12 protein-coding genes and 1 pseudogene are annotated in these 19,159 nt (G+C 67.7%); 9 read left to right on the top strand and 4 right to left on the bottom strand.

The window, feature by feature from the left end; genetic code table 11:
• The first annotated feature begins 151 nt into the window (after nt 1–151).
• The 6 genes from GSI01S_RS12270 to GSI01S_RS12245 all read left to right on the top strand — a co-directional run bounded on the left by GSI01S_RS12270 (nt 152) and on the right by GSI01S_RS12245 (nt 10,224).
• Nucleotides 152–640 (top strand): ferritin, encoded by a 489-nt coding sequence (locus tag GSI01S_RS12270; RefSeq protein WP_006896883.1) that lies wholly within the window; start codon nt 152–154, stop codon nt 638–640.
• Nucleotides 641–765: 125 nt separating this feature from the next.
• Nucleotides 766–2,250, top strand: coding sequence for an FAD-binding protein (locus tag GSI01S_RS12265; protein WP_006896882.1), 1,485 nt, complete (start codon nt 766–768; stop codon nt 2,248–2,250).
• Nucleotides 2,251–2,508: 258 nt separating this feature from the next.
• On the top strand, nt 2,509–4,041 hold the full coding sequence (locus GSI01S_RS12260; protein WP_006896881.1) for a Re/Si-specific NAD(P)(+) transhydrogenase subunit alpha: 1,533 nt from the start codon (nt 2,509–2,511) through the stop codon (nt 4,039–4,041).
• Between the two features lie 6 nt (nt 4,042–4,047).
• A complete protein-coding gene (gene pntB, locus GSI01S_RS12255; RefSeq protein WP_006896880.1) occupies nt 4,048–5,496 on the top strand; it encodes a Re/Si-specific NAD(P)(+) transhydrogenase subunit beta in 1,449 nt (482 codons plus the stop codon).
• 151 nt (nt 5,497–5,647) lie between these two features.
• Nucleotides 5,648–7,411: an HSP90 family protein gene (locus tag GSI01S_RS12250; RefSeq protein ID WP_006896879.1), complete on the top strand. Its 1,764-nt coding sequence runs from the start codon at nt 5,648–5,650 to the stop codon at nt 7,409–7,411.
• Nucleotides 7,408–10,224, top strand: coding sequence for a hypothetical protein (locus GSI01S_RS12245; protein WP_006896878.1), 2,817 nt, complete (start codon nt 7,408–7,410; stop codon nt 10,222–10,224). Before GSI01S_RS12250 ends, GSI01S_RS12245 begins: the two co-directional genes overlap by 4 nt.
• A gap of 19 nt (nt 10,225–10,243) precedes the next feature.
• Here the strand turns inward: GSI01S_RS12245 and GSI01S_RS12240 are convergent, their stop codons facing one another.
• A complete protein-coding gene (locus GSI01S_RS12240; protein ID WP_006896877.1) occupies nt 10,244–10,993 on the bottom strand; it encodes a metallophosphoesterase family protein in 750 nt (249 codons plus the stop codon).
• A 64-nt stretch (nt 10,994–11,057) separates the two neighbouring features.
• Nucleotides 11,058–12,290, bottom strand: a complete 1,233-nt coding sequence (locus GSI01S_RS12235) for a helix-turn-helix domain-containing protein (RefSeq protein WP_006896876.1) — start codon at nt 12,288–12,290, stop codon at nt 11,058–11,060.
• Between the two features lie 168 nt (nt 12,291–12,458).
• Here GSI01S_RS12235 and GSI01S_RS12230 point away from each other — a divergent pair, with 168 nt between their 5' ends.
• Nucleotides 12,459–14,297 (top strand): flavin-containing monooxygenase, encoded by a 1,839-nt coding sequence (locus GSI01S_RS12230; protein ID WP_006896875.1) that lies wholly within the window; start codon nt 12,459–12,461, stop codon nt 14,295–14,297.
• Nucleotides 14,298–14,325: 28 nt separating this feature from the next.
• Here the strand turns inward: GSI01S_RS12230 and GSI01S_RS12225 are convergent.
• Both GSI01S_RS12225 and GSI01S_RS12220 read right to left on the bottom strand, forming a co-directional pair.
• Nucleotides 14,326–15,639, bottom strand: a pseudogene (locus GSI01S_RS12225) (HNH endonuclease signature motif containing protein); the annotation flags it as partial.
• Nucleotides 15,640–15,753: 114 nt separating this feature from the next.
• Nucleotides 15,754–16,368: a TetR/AcrR family transcriptional regulator gene (locus GSI01S_RS12220; protein ID WP_006896873.1), complete on the bottom strand. Its 615-nt coding sequence runs from the start codon at nt 16,366–16,368 to the stop codon at nt 15,754–15,756.
• 231 nt (nt 16,369–16,599) lie between these two features.
• On the opposite strand from GSI01S_RS12220, the gene GSI01S_RS12215 reads away from it, so the two are divergent.
• Nucleotides 16,600–18,375 (top strand): GMC oxidoreductase, encoded by a 1,776-nt coding sequence (locus tag GSI01S_RS12215; protein ID WP_006896872.1) that lies wholly within the window; start codon nt 16,600–16,602, stop codon nt 18,373–18,375.
• Nucleotides 18,372–19,145 carry an MlaE family ABC transporter permease gene (locus GSI01S_RS12210; RefSeq protein ID WP_006896871.1) on the top strand — a complete coding sequence of 258 codons (774 nt, stop codon included), beginning with the start codon at nt 18,372–18,374 and terminating at the stop codon, nt 19,143–19,145. The genes GSI01S_RS12215 and GSI01S_RS12210 overlap by 4 nt, the downstream gene beginning before the upstream one ends.
• Nucleotides 19,146–19,159: the final 14 nt, after the last annotated feature.

The following is a 19,159-nucleotide window of genomic DNA, read 5'->3' as shown; positions in this document are numbered from 1 at the left end:
GCGGATGGCGGCGAAGTCTTAGGATTACCAAACCTCAGATCATTTCGGTAAACCTTTCCTCGCTGGTCAGAGACGGTTTACGGGCCTATTGTGAAATCATCGCGGCGAAGGTCTCGTCGAGGAATTCATATGCAGGGGAGCGGATATGAAAATGAATGAGGAACTCGAAGTCGAGTTCAGCAAGCAGATCACCCGGGAATTCGAATCGGCGATGCTCTACCGGCAGTTGGCAATCGAGTTGGAACTGCGCGACCTTCCCGGAATGGCCTCGTGGATGCGCAGCCATTCCACGGAAGAACTCAGCCACGCCGACCGCCTCATCGAGCACATGACCAACCGCGACAACCGCCCGCTCATCGGCGACATCACGATTCCGTCGGTCAAGGCCGACACGGTCACCGAGATCTTCGAGGTGGCGCTCGACGCCGAGCGCGACGTCTCGGAAGCGATCCGCGCGCTGTACCGGCTCGCACAGGAGCAGGGCGACATCGACTCGCGGCCGACCATCGACTGGTTCGTCTCCGAGCAGGTCGAAGAGGAGGCGACGGTCGGCGAGATCGTCGGTCGCCTGCAACTGGTGAACGAGGACGGCTCCGGCCTCCTTCGGATGGATGCGGAGCTGGCGTCGTCGAACGTCTGACAGATCAACGAGCCGATGGCCCGGCGCCCCAACGGGGTGCCGGGCCATTCCTCTTATATAGGGGCCCGGAACCGGCCGGCCCAAGTCTCTAGAACACGTTCTATTTCTGGTCTAGGCTGTCTCCCATGAGTGGACTGGACCTCCCTGAAATCGTGAATGCCTCTGACGTCGCCGAGTACAGCGACACCGTCGACGTGCTGGTGATCGGCGCAGGCATCGGCGGCTGCTGCGCGGCGCTCGAAGCGGCGGAGGCCGGGGCGTCGGTGCTGGTGCTCGAGCGATCGGCCGCGGCCGGCGGCACCACCTGCATGGCGGGAGGACACTTCTACCTCGGCGGTGGCACCGCGGTGCAGACGGCCACCGGACACCAGGACAGCGCGGAGGAGATGGCCAAGTACATCACCGCCGTCTCGCGCGACCCGGAGCCGGACAAGATCAAGGCCTACTGCGACGACAGCGTGGAGCACTTCGGCTGGCTCGAGTCGCTCGGCTTCCAGTTCGAGCGTTCGTACTACCCGGAGAAGGCGGTCATCCAACCGCAGACCCAGGGACTGATGTACACCGGCAACGAGAAGGTGTGGCCGTTCTGCGAACAGGCCGTCCCGGCGCCGCGCGGTCACAAGGTGCCCGTGCCCGGCGACACCGGCGGCGCGGGCATGGTGATCGAGCTCCTGGTGAAGCGTCTCGGCGAGCGGGGCGTGCCGATCCGCTACGAGGTCGGGGCGCGCAGGCTCGTCGTCGACGACTCCGGTGCCGTGGTCGGCGCCTACTGGAAGGCCGGCGGCGAGGACGGTTTCATTCGCGCCTCCGCCGTGGTGATCGCCGCGGGCGGATTCGTCATGAACCCCGACATGGTCGCCGAGTACGTCCCGCAGTTGGCGGAGAAGCCGTTCACGCTCGGCAGCACCTACGACGACGGTCTCGGAATCCGAATGGGCGCCTCGGTGGGCGCCGGACTCAAGCACATGGACCAGGCGTTCATCACCGCGCCGGTGTACCCGCCGTCGATCCTCCTCACCGGCCTGGTCGTGAATAAGGAGGGCAAGCGGTTCGTCGCGGAGGACTCCTATCACTCGCGGACGTCCGGATTCGTGATGGACCAGACCGACCGCGCCGCCTTCCTCATCGTCGACGAGGCGCACATGCAGCGGCCCGAGTTCCCGCTGGCGCCCTTCATCGACGGCTGGGAGACGGTCGACGAGATGGCCGACGGCCTCGGCCTCGATCGGGCCACGCTGCACGCGACCCTCGATCGGTACAACGAGTACGCCGCCAAGGGCGAGGATCCGGACTTCCACAAGAGCCCCGAGTTCCTGGCGCCGCAGGACACCGGGCCGTGGGCGGCGTTCGACATGAGTCTCGGGAAGGCGCTGTACGCCGGGTTCACCGTCGGCGGCATGGCCACTTCGCTGGACGGCCAGGTGCTGACCGAGGAGGGCTCCGTGATCGACGGACTGTACGCCGCCGGAGCCTGTGCGGCGAACCTCGCGCAGGACGGAAAGGGCTACGCCAGCGGCACCCAACTGGGGGAGGGCTCGTACTTCGGTCGCCGGGCGGGGCGTCACGCGGCACATGCAGCGACCGTGCGAAATCGGGTTACTGTCCGGTAAGTGACGTATCTAACCGGCCCCTGGTCCGCGTGGCAGGGCGTGCTAACGTCATGCCACGTTTTCCATCAGCAGGGTCGGTCACGTGGCCACCTGCGGCGTGTCGCGCGAGTTCGATGAAGCACTGGCCGACGCAGGCTTAGACGCCCGTACATCCCGTGGGGCTCCCGCCTGTCGTCTACAGCGTTGGCGTCGAATCATCGTGCGCCATGTTCTGTAAGACAAGGTGAAGCTGAATATGAGTGTGGGAGAGGCAGTGAAATGCTGATCGGTATCCCCCGGGAATCAAAGGCGGGCGAGACTCTCGTCGCCGCGACCGCTAAGACGGTGGCGCAGCTGCAGCAGCTCGGCTACGAGGTGATCGTCGAGGCCGGCGCCGGTGATCGCGCCGAGCAGCCGGACGGGGCGTTCGCTGAGGCGGGCACGCGTCTGGGTTCGGCCGACGAGGTGTGGGCCGCTGACGTCGTGGTCAAGGTCAACGCCCCGACGGACGACGAGATCGCCCGTATGCGGCGCGGTGCGGTCCTCATCTCGATGATGGCTCCAGCCCGTAATCCGGAACTGCTGGAGAAGCTGCGCAGTGCGGGCATCACCGCGCTGGCGATGGACGCGGTACCGCGTATCTCGCGTGCACAGTCCATGGACGTTCTCTCGTCGATGGCCAATGTCGCGGGTTACCGCGCAGTGGTCGAGGCCGCACATGAGTTCGGCCGGATGTTCACCGGTCAGGTGACCGCGGCGGGCAAGATTCCGCCCGCGCGTGTGTTCGTGGTCGGTGCCGGCGTGGCCGGTCTGGCGGCGATCGGTGCCGCTTCGGCGATGGGCGCCGTGGTGCGTGCCTTCGACGTGCGTCCCGAGGTGGCCGAGCAGGTCGAGTCGATGGGCGCCGAGTTCGTCAAGGTCGACTTCGAGGCGGAGAAGTCCGAAGACGGCTACGCCAAGGAGATGACGGCCGAGCAGGAGGCCGCGACCGCCTCGATGTACGACGAGGAGGCCCGCGCCGCCGACATCGTCATCACCACCGCGCTGATCCCGGGCCGTCCGGCACCGAAACTGCTGAGCGCCGACACCGTCGCCGGAATGAAGAACGGTTCGGTGATCGTCGACATGGCGGCGGCCAACGGCGGCAACGCCGAGGGCACCGTGGCCGACGAGAAGGTCGTCACCCCCGGCGGTGTCACGATCCTCGGCTACACCGATCTCGCGGGCCGGCTGGCCGCGCAGACCTCGCAGCTGTACGGCACCAACATCGTCAACCTGCTGAAGCTCCTGACGCCGGAGAAGAACGGTGAGCTGACGCTGGACATGGACGACGTCGTCCAGCGCGGCATCACGGTGACGCGCGACGGCGAGGGCATGTGGCCGCCGCCCCCGGTACAGGTGTCGGCGGCACCGAAGGCCGCCGCCGCGGAACCGGCCGAGGTCGCCCCGCCCAAGGAGCCGATGTCGCCCGCCAAGAAGGTCGCGCTCTCGCTGGTCGGGATCGTGATCTTCGGTCTGGTGGTGGCCTTTGCGCCGCCGCCGATCCCGCAGCACTTCACGGTGCTCATGCTGGCGATCGTGATCGGCTACTACGTCATCGGCAATGTGGCGCACGCGCTGCACACGCCGCTGATGTCGGTGACCAACGCCATCTCCGGTGTCGTCGTGGTCGGTGCGCTGTTGCAGATCGCGTCCGACAATGTGACCGTTCAGATCCTGTCGACGATCGCGATTCTGGTCGCATCGATCAACATCTTCGGTGGCTTCGCGGTCACCCGTCGCATGCTCGCCATGTTCAGCAAGGGGGCGTGATCACTCATGGGAATCACTGCAATCACCGTTGCGGCGTATGTCATCGCATCGCTGCTGTTCATCCTTTCGCTCGCCGGACTGTCGAAGCATGAGTCGGCCAAGAGCGGTCTGACCTACGGCATCGTCGGCATGGCGATCGCGCTGGTCGCCACCATCGTCCTGGTCCTGAAGAACATCGTCGACCTCGACTCGCTCGACATGAAGTGGGTGCCGATCGTCCTGATGTTCGGCGCCGTGGTCGTCGGCGCGCTGATCGGTCTGTGGCGCGCCAAGATCGTCGAGATGACCGGCATGCCCGAGCTCATCGCGCTGCTGCACTCGTTCGTCGGTCTGGCCGCCGTGCTCATCGGCTGGAACGGGGCGATCGAAGGCTTCGACGTCACAGGCGTCGATCCCGGAAACGTTCGGTCGCTGACCAACATCCACGAGGCGGAGATCGCGATCGGCATCTTCATCGGTGCGGTCACCCTCACCGGTTCGATCGTCGCCAACCTGAAGCTCTCGGCGAAGATGAAGTCGGCGCCGCTGATGCTTCCGGGCAAGAACTTCATCAACGTCGGTTCGCTGGTGGTGTTCGCGGTTCTGACGGGCGTGTACGTCGCGTCCGACACCCACGACAACACCACGTCGATGATCCTGCTCGCGGTCATCACCGCTCTGGCGCTGTTCCTCGGATGGCATCTGGTCGCCTCCATCGGCGGCGGCGACATGCCGGTGGTCATCTCGATGCTGAACTCGTACTCCGGTTGGGCCGCCGCGGCCTCGGGCTTCCTGCTCGGCAACGATCTGCTGATCGTCACCGGTGCGCTGGTCGGCTCGTCGGGTGCGTACCTGAGCTACATCATGTGCAAAGCGATGAACCGGTCGTTCATCTCGGTCATCGCCGGCGGTTTCGGCATCGAGGCCGGACCGGCCGACGACACCGACTACGGCGAACACCGCGAGATCAACGCGGAGGCTGCCGCCGAGCTCCTGTCCGGCGCCAAGTCGGTGATCATCACCCCGGGCTACGGCATGGCGGTGGCCCAGGCGCAGTACCCGGTCGCGGATCTGACGTCCCGGCTGCGCGCGAAGGGCATCGATGTCCGGTTCGGCATCCATCCGGTGGCCGGTCGTCTCCCCGGCCATATGAATGTGCTGCTGGCCGAGGCGAAGCTGCCGTACGACATCGTGCTCGAGCTCGACGAGATCAACGACGATTTCCCCGAGACCGACGTCGTGCTGGTCATCGGCGCCAACGACACCGTGAACCCGGCTGCCGCGGAGGATCCGGGCTCGCCGATCGCGGGCATGCCGGTGCTGGAGGTCTGGAACGCCAAGGACGTGATCGTCTTCAAGCGTTCGATGGCGGCCGGCTACGCGGGCGTCCAGAACCCGCTGTTCTTCCGCGAGAACACCCAGATGCTCTTCGGTGACGCGAAGGACCGCGTCGAAGACATCATCGCTGCTCTGTAACCGGGCACCGAACTCGAGTACCCCGTCGATCCGTCCGGATCGGCGGGGTGCTCGTCGTCCCGGGGGCGGTGCGGCCTCGGTTCGCCGGACGACTGGATTCGCCGATCCCGGGGCCCGGGAGTGTCACCGGCGACCCCTACCATCGACAGACATGGAGCAAACTGGGGTCTTCGATGTGGACCTGCGCGGACTCATCGATGTACTGGGGAACAATCTGTACACCAACCCGGGCGTATTCGTCCGGGAGCTGCTTCAGAACGCGATCGACGCCCAGACCGAGCGCCCGAGCGTCGATCAACCCATCGTCATCACGGCCGACGGGGCCGAGTTCGTCATCTCCGACACCGGCGTCGGGATGCGGGCGGACCAGATCGCCGAGCTGCTGGGGACCATCGGCCGCAGCTCGAAACGGGACGAGCTCGGATTCTCCGAGCAGGCGACGATCGGCCAGTTCGGCGTCGGGCTGCTCAGCGGATTCCTGGCCGGGGACCGGATCGAGGTCTCGTCGAAGGCCGAAGGACACGACCCGGTCCGGTGGGTGGGCGATGCGTCCGGAACCGTCGAGACCGGACCGGGAGACCGGAGCGAGACCGGCACCACCGTGCGGATCTGCGCACGTCCGGGATTCGAGCAGTGGCTCGATCCCGACCGCGTGGCCTCGCTGGCTGCCCGATACACCGCCCTGCACCCGACCCCGGTCACGGTGAACGGACGCCGAGTCAATCCACCGGTCGAGGTCTTCGCGGCCGAGGCGGGCCGCCGGGTCGCCGCGCAGGTCGCCTACTGCCAGGACGAGTTCGGATTCACTCCGCTCGACACCTTTCAGGTCGACATCCCCGAAGCGGGTCTGCGCGGCGTCGCGTTCGTTCCGCCCAGCGGCGGAGACCTCGTGGCACGGTCGGAGCACCGCGTCCACGTCAAGGGACTCCTGGTCGGCGACCTCGCGGAGCTGCTCCCGGAGTGGGCGTTCTTCGTGCGGGTCGTCGTAGACGCCACCGGACTGACTCCGACCGCATCGAGGGAGAGCGTGGTGCGCGACGATCTGTTCCACGACGTCGTCGAGTCGCTCGGCGCGCAGGTTCTGGCCTGGCTCGCCGGGCTCGAGCAGCGGCCCGCCACACGAGCGAAGTTCCTCAGCGTCCACGAGCAGGGGATAAAGGCGCTCGCGGCCCACCGGCCGGAACTGCTGGGTTTCGTCGACCGGCACTGCGTCTTCGAGACCAATTACGGGCCGATGCCGCTCGCGACCTTCCGAGCGAGATTCGGCGACCTGCGGTACACCGGCAGCGTCGACGACTTCCGCGTCCTCGGCGACATCCTGGGCAGCCGGGGTTTCGGCCTGGTCAACGCCGGCTACGCCTTCGAGACAGGTGTGGTCCGCGCGTTGATCGCCGCCGACCCCGACATCACCGGCGAGTACGTGACGCAGGAGATGCTGCTGACCGCGCTGGGAGACGTCGGTGACGATGTGCGGACGCGGTTCGCCGGTGCCCTCGCCCTGGCGGGAACCGCGCTGGCGCCGTACGGCTGCGACGTGGATCTGACGGCCATCGAGCCCGGCGAACTCTCGGGTGTGCTGCTGACCGATGACTCGGCGAAACTCGCGGGCGACCGTCGCGAGATGCTGTCGGAGGTCGCCGGGGACCCCGACGCGTGGTTGGCCGCGGTCGCCGCGGTCGACGCGCACGACCATCAGGTGCCGAGCCGGCCGGTGCTGCTGCTGAACGTGGCGAACACGCTCGTGGGACGGTTGCCGTCGATCACCGATCCGACGGTGGCGGGCGCCCTGGTCCGGACGGTCTACAGCCAGGCGTTGGTGCGAGCGCACCGATCGTTGTCGTCGGACGCGGCCAGGGACGTGGACGAAGCCGTGATGCTGCTGGCGGATCTCGCTACTCGGGCGGGCGCCAGGTGACCGACCAGCCGACGCACGATCCGCGTCTGGAGAGTTTCGTCAACGACCTCTGGCACGCGCGGTACGGGGATCCGCGGTTCGGCCACGAGGATTTCGGGGCGTTTCCCGCGCTGATCGCCCGGGCCGACGAACTGGGCGACGACTACTGGCGGTTCGTCGTCCGGCTCGAGGCCTCCTACGCGGCGCTGTGGTCCGGGACCGCGGCCGACGTGCTGACTCTGCTGGCGTGGATGCTCCGGGCCCACGACCGCCAGGCGGCGACGCTCGATTTGGAGCCGACACAGCTCGAACAGCTCAACACCACGCTCGTCGACTTCCTCGAATCGGTGCCCGACGTCCCCGAACTGTCGCTCGACCAAGTGCGAGATCTGCTCGACGACTGGATCCGGCGGACCCGCGGGACGGGCTACGAGTCGGATGCGCTGGTCGCGGTGGTGCGCGCGAAGATCGCACTGCACCGCGGCGACCCCGACGCGGCCCGCCGGTTCCTCGACGAGTGCCGGGACTTCGCTCCGCCGGCCGGCACCTGCCGGGAGGGTGCGCGAGCGATGGTCGCGGCGCTCTACAGCCGGTGCGGCGATCACGCGCGAGCGCTCGAGTTGTCGGAGCCGGATCTAGTGGACGACGGCGAGCGATGCGGGTTCTTCCCCGCCGAGACGCATGTCGCGCTGATCGGTGCTTACGCCGCGGCCGGCCGGCGCGACGACGTCGTACTGGCGGCCGAGCACATCGACCGGATCTACGGTGAGTTCCCGGGCTCCACCGGCCACGCCGAAGCCATTCCCGCGCTGTTGCGCGTCGGTGAGCTCGGGCGGGCACGGGATCTGGCGGTGAGCCGCCTGCCCCATCTGGACGACTGCTTCACGCCGCTCGACCGGGCGCGGCTGGCCGCGGCGCTGTCGGCGGCGTTCGCTTCGGCCGCGGCGGTGGACGGGGACGCTGTGATCTCCCATCACACCGATCCGGGTCGTCCGGCCCGGACCCGACGGGCGGCCGATCTGGCGGCCGAACTCGCCGACGTGGCGCGCGACATCGCCCGGGGGTTCGACATCCGCAACGGCAGCGGCGCGGTCTCGACGTGGGTCGAGCAGACCCTGGCGCTCCGCGCCGCGGGTCGGCCCGATGACCGGGTGAAGCCGGTCGCCGAACGGACGGCCCAGGAGTTGATGAGCGGCATGGCCGTGTTCTCCATGGTCTCGAGTCGCAGGGCCGAGGCGTGCGCCGAGGCGCTCGCGGGCCGGATCGGCGAACTCACCGGCCGCAGCCTGGCGCGGGCCCGGATCATGCTGGCCTCCGACCTGCGCCGTAGCGATCGTCACGCCGCCGAGGCGGCACTGCGGGAAGCCGCTGCGGCGGCGCGCGCGGAGTATCCGGCCATGGCGGCGCAGGCCGAACTCATGGCCGATGTGGAGGCGGCGGCACAGGGCGTCCTCGATCCGCAGCGGCTCCTGTCGGCGCCGGACCCGGATCCGGCGTGGGCCGCGCTGTCTCAGGCGAACTACTGGCGTTTCGTCGCCGTGGCGAGCGAACCCGTGGACGGTGAGCGAGCCGGCCGTGCGGTGGACGCGGGGATCGAGACGCTGCGACGCGGCTTGGCGGGCGAGATCCGCCTCGTGGAGGACGAGATGGCGTCGCGCCCGGGCTCGGCGGAGGCCGATGCCTACTCGATCGCGGCGGCGCTGCACATCATGGCGGCGTCGATGCGGGCCGCCGCCGGATACTCTCCCGACGCCGAGATCGACGCGGCGCTCGTCTCAGCCCGCCGGATGGTCGCGGCCGCCTCGACGCCCGACCAACGCCTCGAAGCCCACGCCCAGCTGGCCGGCGTCCTGGGATTCGCCGCGCAACTGCAGTCGATGAGCGATGAGCAGGCGGCGTTGCGTCTGCTGGACGAGGCCGTCGAGAACTCCCGGTACGCGCAGCGTGCGCCTCTGCTCGCTCAGCGGGCCGAACTCCGGATCACGGCGGCCGAGGACTTCGACGGTGCGGTGACCGATCAGGAGCAGGCGATCGCCGTCTGGATGGTGGAAGGCCTCGATCATCAAGCCGATGCCGCGTTGATCGACTTGGCCCGGATGCAGCTCTCGCGAGGCGACGACGCGCGGCGGGTGATCGAGGCGGTACGGCCGGTGATCGACCGGATGTCCGAGCGCGGCGACGAGGATGCCGTCGCTGCCGGTCTCGCGGTGCTCGGCCGTGCGCAATCGTCGGCTCGGCTCCCGGACGACGCGGTGATCTCGTTCTCCCGGGTGCTCGACACGGTGGTGGGCGACGAACATCCCGGGTACCTCGCGCAGCTGTATCAGGCGCGTGCGAGCGAACTGATGGATCTCGGACGGCACCCCGAGGCGATGGCCGACTTCGACCATGCGGCGGAGCTGTTCGCCGAGTTCGGCGCGCAGCACGATCTCGGCGAGGTGCTCCGATCCGCCGCTCTGGCCGCTCACTTCGGGGGCGACGACGCCACCGCCGTGAGCCTGCTGGAGCGCGCCGAGCGCGTCTACGACGAGCTGAGCGTCGACGGTCCGGTCGATTTCGAGCGAACCCGGCTCGATCTCGCTCGCGCCGACATCCTCCGGTCCACGGACCCCGAGCGCGCCGAGGCGCTGCTGCAGTCGGTGGTGGAGCGATCGTCGGCGGCCAACTGGCTTCCGCTGGCGTTGAGCGGACTGAATCTGCAGGCGCTCATGGCCGTGGAGGCGGGCGGCGACGACGGGCGCGCACGGGCGTGGGACCTGGTGCTCGAAGGACTACGGCTCGACCCCGAGCATCCAGGGCTCAACCAGCTGGCGTTCGAGTTGAACGACGAGTGATCCGCGGTGGGCCGACGAGCTACACCGGCACTCCGCGGAAATGGGTCGTGAGCCGGTGGTCGTCGTCGATCAGGTGGAAGGCGACGCCGGGACGCTGAGCGATGTTGAGGACGTCGGTGCCCTCGAACGGAAGGTTCAGGGTCGAGGCGACGCCGGGGGCGATGACGTGCGGCCGCCCGGCGAAGGTGGTCACGGCCGGTGTGTGCGCGTGCCCCGCCACGCAGCCGACGATGTTCGGGTGCTCGCCGACGAACTCCGCGAGCAGTCCGGGATCGAGCTGTCTGCGGTCGTCGATGAACGGGATCCCGACCGGGACCGCCGGGTGGTGGAAGGCCACCAGCACATCGGTGTCCGGGCCCGCTTCGGCTATCTGCGCGCGCGCCCAGTCGAGGGTGCCGCGGGAGATGTAGCCGTCGGAGCGGCCGGGGATCGACGAGTCGAGCGCGAGCACCAGGAGTCCGGACAGACGGAGTGCCGAGTTCACCGGTTCACTGCACTCGGTCCCGGTCACCACCGAGTTGTACGCGGCGCGTTCGTCGTGGTTGCCGAGGGTCATCAGAGTCGGAATGTCGGTGACGAGCGCGTCGAGGGCCTCGCGGTATTCCTCGGGGAGCCCCTCGTCGGCGATATCGCCGGTCACCAGCAGTGCATCCACGTTCCGAGGGCCGCCGCAGCGACCGTTGAGATAATCCATCAGCGCGGCCACCCGCCTGCGGTGGTCGGGGCCGCCGTCGAAGTGGAGATCGCTTATCTGTGCGATGACGAACATGCGTCTCCTTTGGGCATCGGCCGATACCTGATCCAGGCTAGACGACCGATGCACCTGAGTCAGATCACGTCGGCGCCGGTGACACTTCCACACTCACGATGTCGGCGAAACGGTAGGGCGAGGCCACCAGCAGCCCGCCGAGCTTGCGCCGCAACCGGGACATCTCGGCGCGGACCGTGACGGTTCGATCCGCGGTTCCGAACAGGTGCGCCGACAGTTCGGCCGCGCTGAGTCCATCGGGATGAGCGGCGAGGAGCCGGAGGATCTGAAGATGCCGCGGTGACGGATGGAGGACCCATGCCGCACCCGAAGAGTCGACATGTACTGTCGCGGGCCCGTCGGTGCTTTCGACGAGCACGACATGCGTGGTAGTGGCCGTTTCGTCCGGATCGGTTACGCGCAGGAGCCAGCCGCCGGGAAGGGGCTCGACGTCGCACGGTCCCAGATCACCGACGTGTGCGCGCCCGGCGCTGAAGTCCCGCGGAAGCCAGACGCGGGTGCGGGGAGGCAGTCGGTCGACGGCGGCGACCCACCCGTGGGGGTCCACCGCGAGGGCCGGTGCTCCGGCGCGGGCCAGAATCGGTGCGGCGACGCTGCGGAGCAGGTCGAGGCGGGTGCGGTGGGCATCACGCAGTTGCGCTTGCGCGAGTCGTGCCACCGAGTCGACCAATGCGAGGGTCGCGGGATGAATCGACGGAGCAGGGCCGCTGACGTCGACGACGCCGATCACGTCGCCGGTCCGCGGATCGCGGATCGGCGCACCGGTGCACGTCCAGGTGTGGTGGGTGCGGACGAAGTGTTCGGCGGAGAACACCTGGACGGCTTGGCGTGAGACCAGCGCCGTTCCGATCGCGTTGGTCCCCACATTCCGCTCCGACCACGACGCTCCTTCGGTGAACCCGAGTCGGTCGGCGCGGCGCAGGACCTGCGGCCCGCCCGACCGCCAGAGAACGTGGCCGGAGGCGTCCGCGACCACGAGGAGATTCTCCCCGCCGGAGATCAGGACGTCGAGGTTGCCGGTGACCGATTCGAGGACGTCGGCCAGTCCGGATTCGGCGCGACGGCATTCCACCTCACCCGGATCGAGCGGGTCGTGTCCGGCTCCGCGATCGGGATCGACGCCCGCGGTGGTGACCCGGTCCCACGACTGCCCGATCACCGACCTCGGCCGGGCGGGCAGTCTGTCGCCCGATCGTGCGGCGTCGTACACCGCGCGGAGCACGGCCGCGAACTCGCGGGGATCGTCGCCGGAGGAGATCGCCGGTTCCGGCACCGGCCGGGTCGTCGCGTTCGACATCGGACTCCCTCATGCCGCTGTGGTGGTCGTCACATGACGGATTCAGCTTCGCCCCCACCCGCGCGGTCGTCAAGCCGGTTGCAACCCCCTGCAACGCTTGTCGGCCCCAACGGGAAGGAGTGTGCTGTGCATCACAACTTGGAATGACCGCAGTGAGAGGACACAGTCATGACGCAGACCATGGATCGGCCGGTGGACACCGGGCGGCGCACCCCGTCCGAACGCATCGACGCCTGGCTCGAGAAGTTCGATAGAGCCCTGGCCTCGGGGGATCCGGAGCAGGTCGCCTCGTTGTTCGTGACGGACTCGTTCTGGCGTGATCTGGTGGCGTTCACCTGGAACCTGAAGACGGTCGAAGGACACGACGAGATCGTCGCGATGCTCGCCGCGCGTCAAACGGATGCAGCGGCCGGCGGCTTCGCGCGCACGGACGAGGCGAATGAGGCCGACGGGGTTGTCGAGGCGTTCATCGAGTTCGAGACCCGGGTGGGTCGCGGTGACGGTCACTTGCGCATCAAGCAGGACGACGACGGCGTCGACCGAGCGTGGACCCTGCTCACCACCCTGCAGGAGTTGAAGGGCTTCGAAGAGCCCAGCGGCGTGCGCCGGCCGAGGGGCGCGGTGCACGGCAGTGACCCGGACCGCCGGTCGTGGGCGGAGAAGAAGGAGGACGAGGAGGCCGAACTCGGCCGAGCCGTCCAGCCCTATGTCCTCGTGATCGGCGGCGGTCAGGGCGGAATCGCGCTCGGTGCGAGGTTGCGGCAGCTCGGCGTTCCGTCGATCGTCGTCGACAAGCACGATCGGCCCGGCGACCAGTGGCGTGGCCGGTACAAGACGCTGTGCCTGCACGATCCGGTCTGGTACGACCACCTGCCGTATCTGCCGTTCCCGCCCAACTGGCCGGTGTTCGCGCCCAAGGACAAGATCGGCGACTGGCTGGAGTTCTACACCAAGGTGATGGAGGTGCCGTACTGGAGCAGGACCGAGTGCACATCCGCCGCCTACGACGAGGCGGCCGGACGCTGGACCGTCGAACTCGTCCGCGACGGTGAGCCGATGACACTGCACCCGACGCAGTTGGTGCTCGCGACCGGAATGTCGGGCAAGCCCAACGTCCCCGAGTTCCCGGGACAGGACGTGTTCGCCGGCGAGCAGCACCACTCCAGCAGACATCCGGGACCCGATGAGTATGTGGGCAAGAAGGTGGTGGTGATCGGCGCGAACAATTCCGCCCACGACATCTGCAAGGCGCTCGTGGAAGCGGGAGTCGACACCACGATGGTCCAGCGGTCGTCGACGCACATCGTGAAATCGGACTCGTTGATGGAGATCGGTCTCGGGGCGCTCTACAGCGAGCAGGCAGTGGCCGACGGGATGACGACCAAGAAGGCCGATATGACCTTCGCATCGTTGCCGTACCGGATCATGCATCAGTTCCAGATCCCGTTGTACGACCAGATCCGGGAGCGTGACAAGGACTTCTATGCGCGGCTTGAGGCCGCGGGATTCGACCTGGACTTCGGCGACGACGGCTCGGGTCTGTTCATGAAGTACCTGCGCCGCGGTTCGGGTTACTACATCGACGTCGGGGCGTGCGAGCTGGTGGCCGACGGGACCATCAAACTCGCCAAGGGCGGAGTGCAGGGTCTCACGGAGAACTCGGTGATTCTGGAGGATGGGACCGAACTTCCGGCCGACGTCGTGGTCTACGCCACCGGATACGGTTCGATGAACGGCTGGGCGGCGGATCTGATGGGCCAGGAAGTGGCCGATCGCGTCGGCAAGGTGTGGGGTCTGGGCTCGGACACCACCAAGGACCCCGGCCCTTGGGAGGGCGAGCAGCGGAACATGTGGAAGCCGACGCAGCAGCCGGGACTCTGGTTCCACGGAGGCAACCTGCATCAGTCGCGCCACTACTCGTTGTATCTGGCGCTGCAGTTGAAGGCACGGTTCGAGGGGCTGGACACACCGGTGTACGGACTGCAGGAAGTGCATCACCTGAGTTGAGCGGAACGACGGCGCCGGCGGCTCCGGGTCAGGCCGCACGATGCGGCGGGGCGCGGCGACCGGGTGCTGCCCGTGATGCGGGCGGTGGGTGCAGGTGGTGTGCCTGTCCGGCGTGGTGGGTGGGGTTCAGGCGCCACGGCTCGCTGCCTGTGGCCGGTCGCCAGGCCATGCGTCCGGTGTCGGGTCCGTCGGTGAGGACGGTGGTCTCCCACTGTCCGCGGCTGGTGCCGACGGCCCGATTGTGGCGTCCGCACGCGGCACCGAGAGCATCGATGTCGGTACGACCACCCGCGGTGATCCAGTCCGGCGAATGATGAGCCTGAGTCTGCGCGAACGGGCGGTCGCAACCCGGCGCCGTGCAGCCCCGATCACGCGCGAACAGGGCCAGTCGTTGCGCCTTGGCGGCGAAGCGTGCTCCGCGGCCTTGGTAGAGCACCTCGCTGGTGTGATTCCGGAACACGGCCAGGTGCGGCACCGCGTCGGCGGCGAGGCTCACGAGTTCACCGATCGGAACGCGGGTACCGGTCGCGGTCAGGGAGATCCCGGCGTGTGCGGCGAGTTCTTGATCGGTGACGGTGATGACCAACTCCGCCGGAATCCGGTCCGGCCGACCTAACCCCACGTGACCGAGTACCCAGTCGCACAACGCCAGCAATGCATCGTGGGTGCGCTGTGCGGCGCTGCGCAGGTCCCGGCTTCGTGCGCCAGCCAGAGCATCAGCGTCGATGTGGTTGCTGTCGATGGCTCCGGTGGGTGACTCCGGATCGGCGGGATTGTTCATCCCGGGCGCCGCCCACGCGGTCAAGATCACTTCGAACTTGGCCCGCAACTCCGGAGTCATCGCACCGCGAACCCGGCTCATCAACTGCCGATCCTGCGGAAGGATCGTCAACCCGCGCTGGCGTTGCCGGTCGACGTGATCGGACTCCTGCCCGTCCGGATCCAAATGCGCCAGCAGCCGGTCACCGACCTTCCCCAGATCATCCGGGTTCAACCCACTGGCGGCCGCGGCCAACTCCGCCTCAGCCCGCGCTTTGACCTCCGGCGAGATACAGCCCGGCACCTTCGCCAGCACCGCCGAGATCACCAGGGCATGCTCGGCACCGATGCAACCATCGGCGACCGCCGCGGCGGTCGCGGGTTTGCGTGGCGGCAGCGTTTCACCCTGAAAGTTCGAGAGGCTGCCGATGTTCTCGGTCAGGCGCACCCGACGTCCGGCTTCCCGCGTCCCCAACCGCAGGCCCTGCGACAGATACTGGTGCGGATTCAAGTAACCGGCGGTGCGATGCGCATTGCGGTCGGAGACCTCGACCAGCAGTCCGGTGGAGATGCCGTCCCAGCGTCGGCCAACAGTTCGGCGGGGGAATCCGGCAGCGTCAGCGAGTGGTCCATCACTGCCACCTCCCCCGAGTGTTTCAGCTGTTCACACCTTGTTTTGTTGATTGTCTGAAAGGTATCAGGCGCCTCTGACATCGAAGGTGGACATCAGACCGCAGACGGTGGAGCGGATCTGATCGACGGCGGCGCCGTGGTCGCCGCGGGGCTGCAGCAGGTGGCTCACGGTGAGACGAACGTACACCTCGACGAGTGTCGCCCGATCCTCGTCGCGCAGTCCGGGAGCCACTGCCCGCGACTGCTCCGCCACCGCTTCCATCGCTCGCCCCAGCACCGTCTCGGAGTCGACCGCTACCAACGACAGGAGTTCGTTCTCGCGAGCGCGGGAGCCCTCGCTGACTACGGACAGCAGCAGGCGATTCTGTTCGCCGGTCGTGAGTGTCGCGGCTGCGGCGGCCGCGAGCCCCTCCACCAGGTCCGGGGCGTGCGCCGAGATCGCATCGGTGACGCCGGTGAGGAACCGATCGGCTTCGCGGGCGACCAGTGCCGCCGCGAGGTCCCGGCGAGTGCCCATCTCGTTGTAGAGGCCGGCCCGGCTGATCCCGACCTCGCGCGCCACCCGGGACATGTTGACCGAGGACCATCCCTGGTCGATCACGAGATCTCCGACGGTGTCGAGTATCCGGTTCCGAAGCAGGGTGCGGACCTCGCTGTGAAAGGTCCGACTCTCGCCCATGGCGTCAGTGTACGTGCGGACGCGCCTCCCACGATTCGGGCGAACGGCCCGATTCTCGATGACCCAATGCCGTTGACAACTATCGAACAACTGGCGATGTGATTGACATATGACGCTCGCATGTATAAACAATGTGCAGTACAAATCACAGTGTCTATGACCGATAGCGCAGATCACCTCATCCGATGAGGCCGCCAGCCCCGGCTTCGATCACCCCAGACGGAGACGCCCATGCCTGAACCGCGACAGTCCGCTCAGTCCGAACCGACCGCCGCCGTCGACCGGACCGATCACGCCAGTCGGACCGAATACGACGTGCTCGTCATCGGCTCCGGCTTCGGCGGAAGCGTGACCGCTCTGCGGCTGTCGGAGAAGGGCTACCGGGTCGGCGTGCTCGAGGCCGGACGGCGATTCGAAGACTCCGACTTCGCGAAGACGAGCTGGGATCTGCGGCGGTTCCTCTGGGCGCCGAAGCTGGGTGCATACGGCATCCAGCGGATTCACCTGCTCCGCGACTGCGTCATCCTCGCCGGTGCGGGCGTCGGCGGTGGCTCGCTGAACTACGCGAACACTCTCTACAAGCCCTCGGGCGCCTTCTTCGAAGATCCCCAGTGGGCTCACATCACCGATTGGGAGGACGAGCTCAGCCCGTACTACGACCAGGCGCGGCGGATGCTCGGCGTGGTCACCAATCCGCACATGACTCCGGCCGATGCGATCGTCAAGTCGGTGGCCGACGATATGGGCGCCGGCGACACCTTCATCCAGACACCGGTCGGCGTGTACTTCGGTGAGCCGGGCCGCACCGTGGCCGATCCCTACTTCGGAGGCGTCGGTCCGGACCGCACTGGATGCATCGAGTGCGGTGAGTGCATGACCGGGTGCCGGCACGGTGCGAAGAACACCCTTCTCAAGAACTATCTGGGGCTCGCGGAGAAGATCGGTGCGGTGGTCCATCCGCTCACCACCGTCACCGACCTTCGGCTGGCCGGGGACGGTACGTGGGAGGTGCACACCGTCCGGACCGGTGCGTGGATGCGCAAGCGCCGCCGGGTGTTCACCGCGCGCAACGTCGTCCTCGCAGCGGGCACGTGGGGCACGCAACGGCTGCTCCACGACCTGAAGGACTCCGGGCGCCTGCCCGAGTTGTCGTCGCGGCTGGGGGAACTGACCCGGACCAACTCCGAATCCATCCTCGGCGCCATTCGCTACAGCGTCGACGAATCGCTCGACCTGACGCGCGGGGTCGCGATTACCTCGTCGTTCTACCCTGCCGCGGACACTCACATCGAACCCGTCCGCTACGGAAAGGGATCGAATGCGATGGGCATGCTCCAGTCGCCGATGACCGACGGCGACCAGCGGCTGCCGCGCTGGCTGCGTTTTCTCGGCATCATGCTGCGGCACCCGATCGCCACGGCCCGGATTCTCGCGGTCAAGGGGTGGAGCGAGCGCACGATCATCGCGCTCGTGATGCAGAACCTCGACAACTCGATCACCACGTTCACCCGGCGCGGACTGTTCGGCCGGCGGCTGTCGAGCCGCCAGGGCCACGGCCGACCGAACCCGACGTGGATCCCGGCGGGTAACGAGGCCACCCGGCGCATCGCGGAGAAGATCGGCGGCGTTCCGGCCGGCACCTGGGGTGAGGTTTTCAATGTGCCGATGACCGCGCACTTCCTCGGTGGTTGCGTGATCGGCGAGAATGCGTCGACCGGGGTGATCGATCCCTATCACCGCGTGCACGGGTATCCGACGCTCAGTGTGGTCGACGGTTCGGCCGTCTCGGCCAACCTCGGCGTCAATCCCTCGCTGACGATCTCCGCGCAAGCCGAGCGCGCGGCGGCGCTGTGGCCGAACAAGGGCGAGACCGACAGCCGCCCGGCTCAGTACCTCGGCTACCGGCGGGTGGAACCGGTACAGCCGGCCGCACCGGCGGTACCGGAGTCGGCACCGGGTGCGCTGCGTCTGCCCATCACGCCCGTCGGGCGTCCGGTGAATCGATGACGACGGCTTTCGCTCCCGCAATCGGGAAGGCGCGCAACGGCGTTCAGACGGTCGGTTCCTTCTTCCTCACCTTCTGGGAGATTCTCAAGGCCCTGCCGCGCAGACCGTTCCAGTGGCGCGAACTCGTCGCCCAGGCATGGTTCATCGCCAGCGTCTCGATCGTCCCGACGATGCTGATGTCGATTCCGTTCTGCGTCATGGTGGTCTTCCAGATCAACGTGCTGCTCAACGAGATCGGCGCCATCGATCTGAGCGGAGCGGGCGCAGGCATCGCGGTCATCCGCGAGATCGGCCCGATCGTGACCGTGCTGGTCGTCGCGGGAGCGGGTGCCACCGCCATCTGCGCCGATCTCGGCTCCCGAACGATCCGGGAGGAGATCGACGCCATGCGGGTTCTCGGCATCGACCCGATCCAGCGTCTGGCCGTGCCCCGCGTCATCGCCTCCTGCGTGGTGGCGGTGTTCCTCAACGGGTTGGTCACTGCCATCGGTCTGACCGGCGGATATCTGTACGGAGTCTTTCTGCAGGGGGCGACGCCCGGTCAGTACATCACCGCCATTCCCATCCTGACCGGCACCTCGGATCTGCTCATCAGCGAACTGAAGGCGGGGATCTTCGGACTCCTCGCGGCCGTCGTCGCATGCCACCTCGGTTTCAAAGCGGGCGGCGGACCCAAGGGCGTCGGAGACGCCGTCAATCAAACGGTCGTGCTCAGCTTCGTGCTGCTGTTCCTGGCGAACGCCGTCATCACGACCCTGTCTCTGCACTAGGCGGGCACCGGTGA

This window comes from Gordonia sihwensis NBRC 108236 (assembly GCF_000333035.1).
Taxonomy (GTDB): Bacteria; Actinomycetota; Actinomycetes; order Mycobacteriales; family Mycobacteriaceae; genus Gordonia; species Gordonia sihwensis.
The sequence above is the reverse complement of the archived record's forward strand: the minus strand, read 5'-3'. Positions and strand labels throughout refer to the sequence as shown.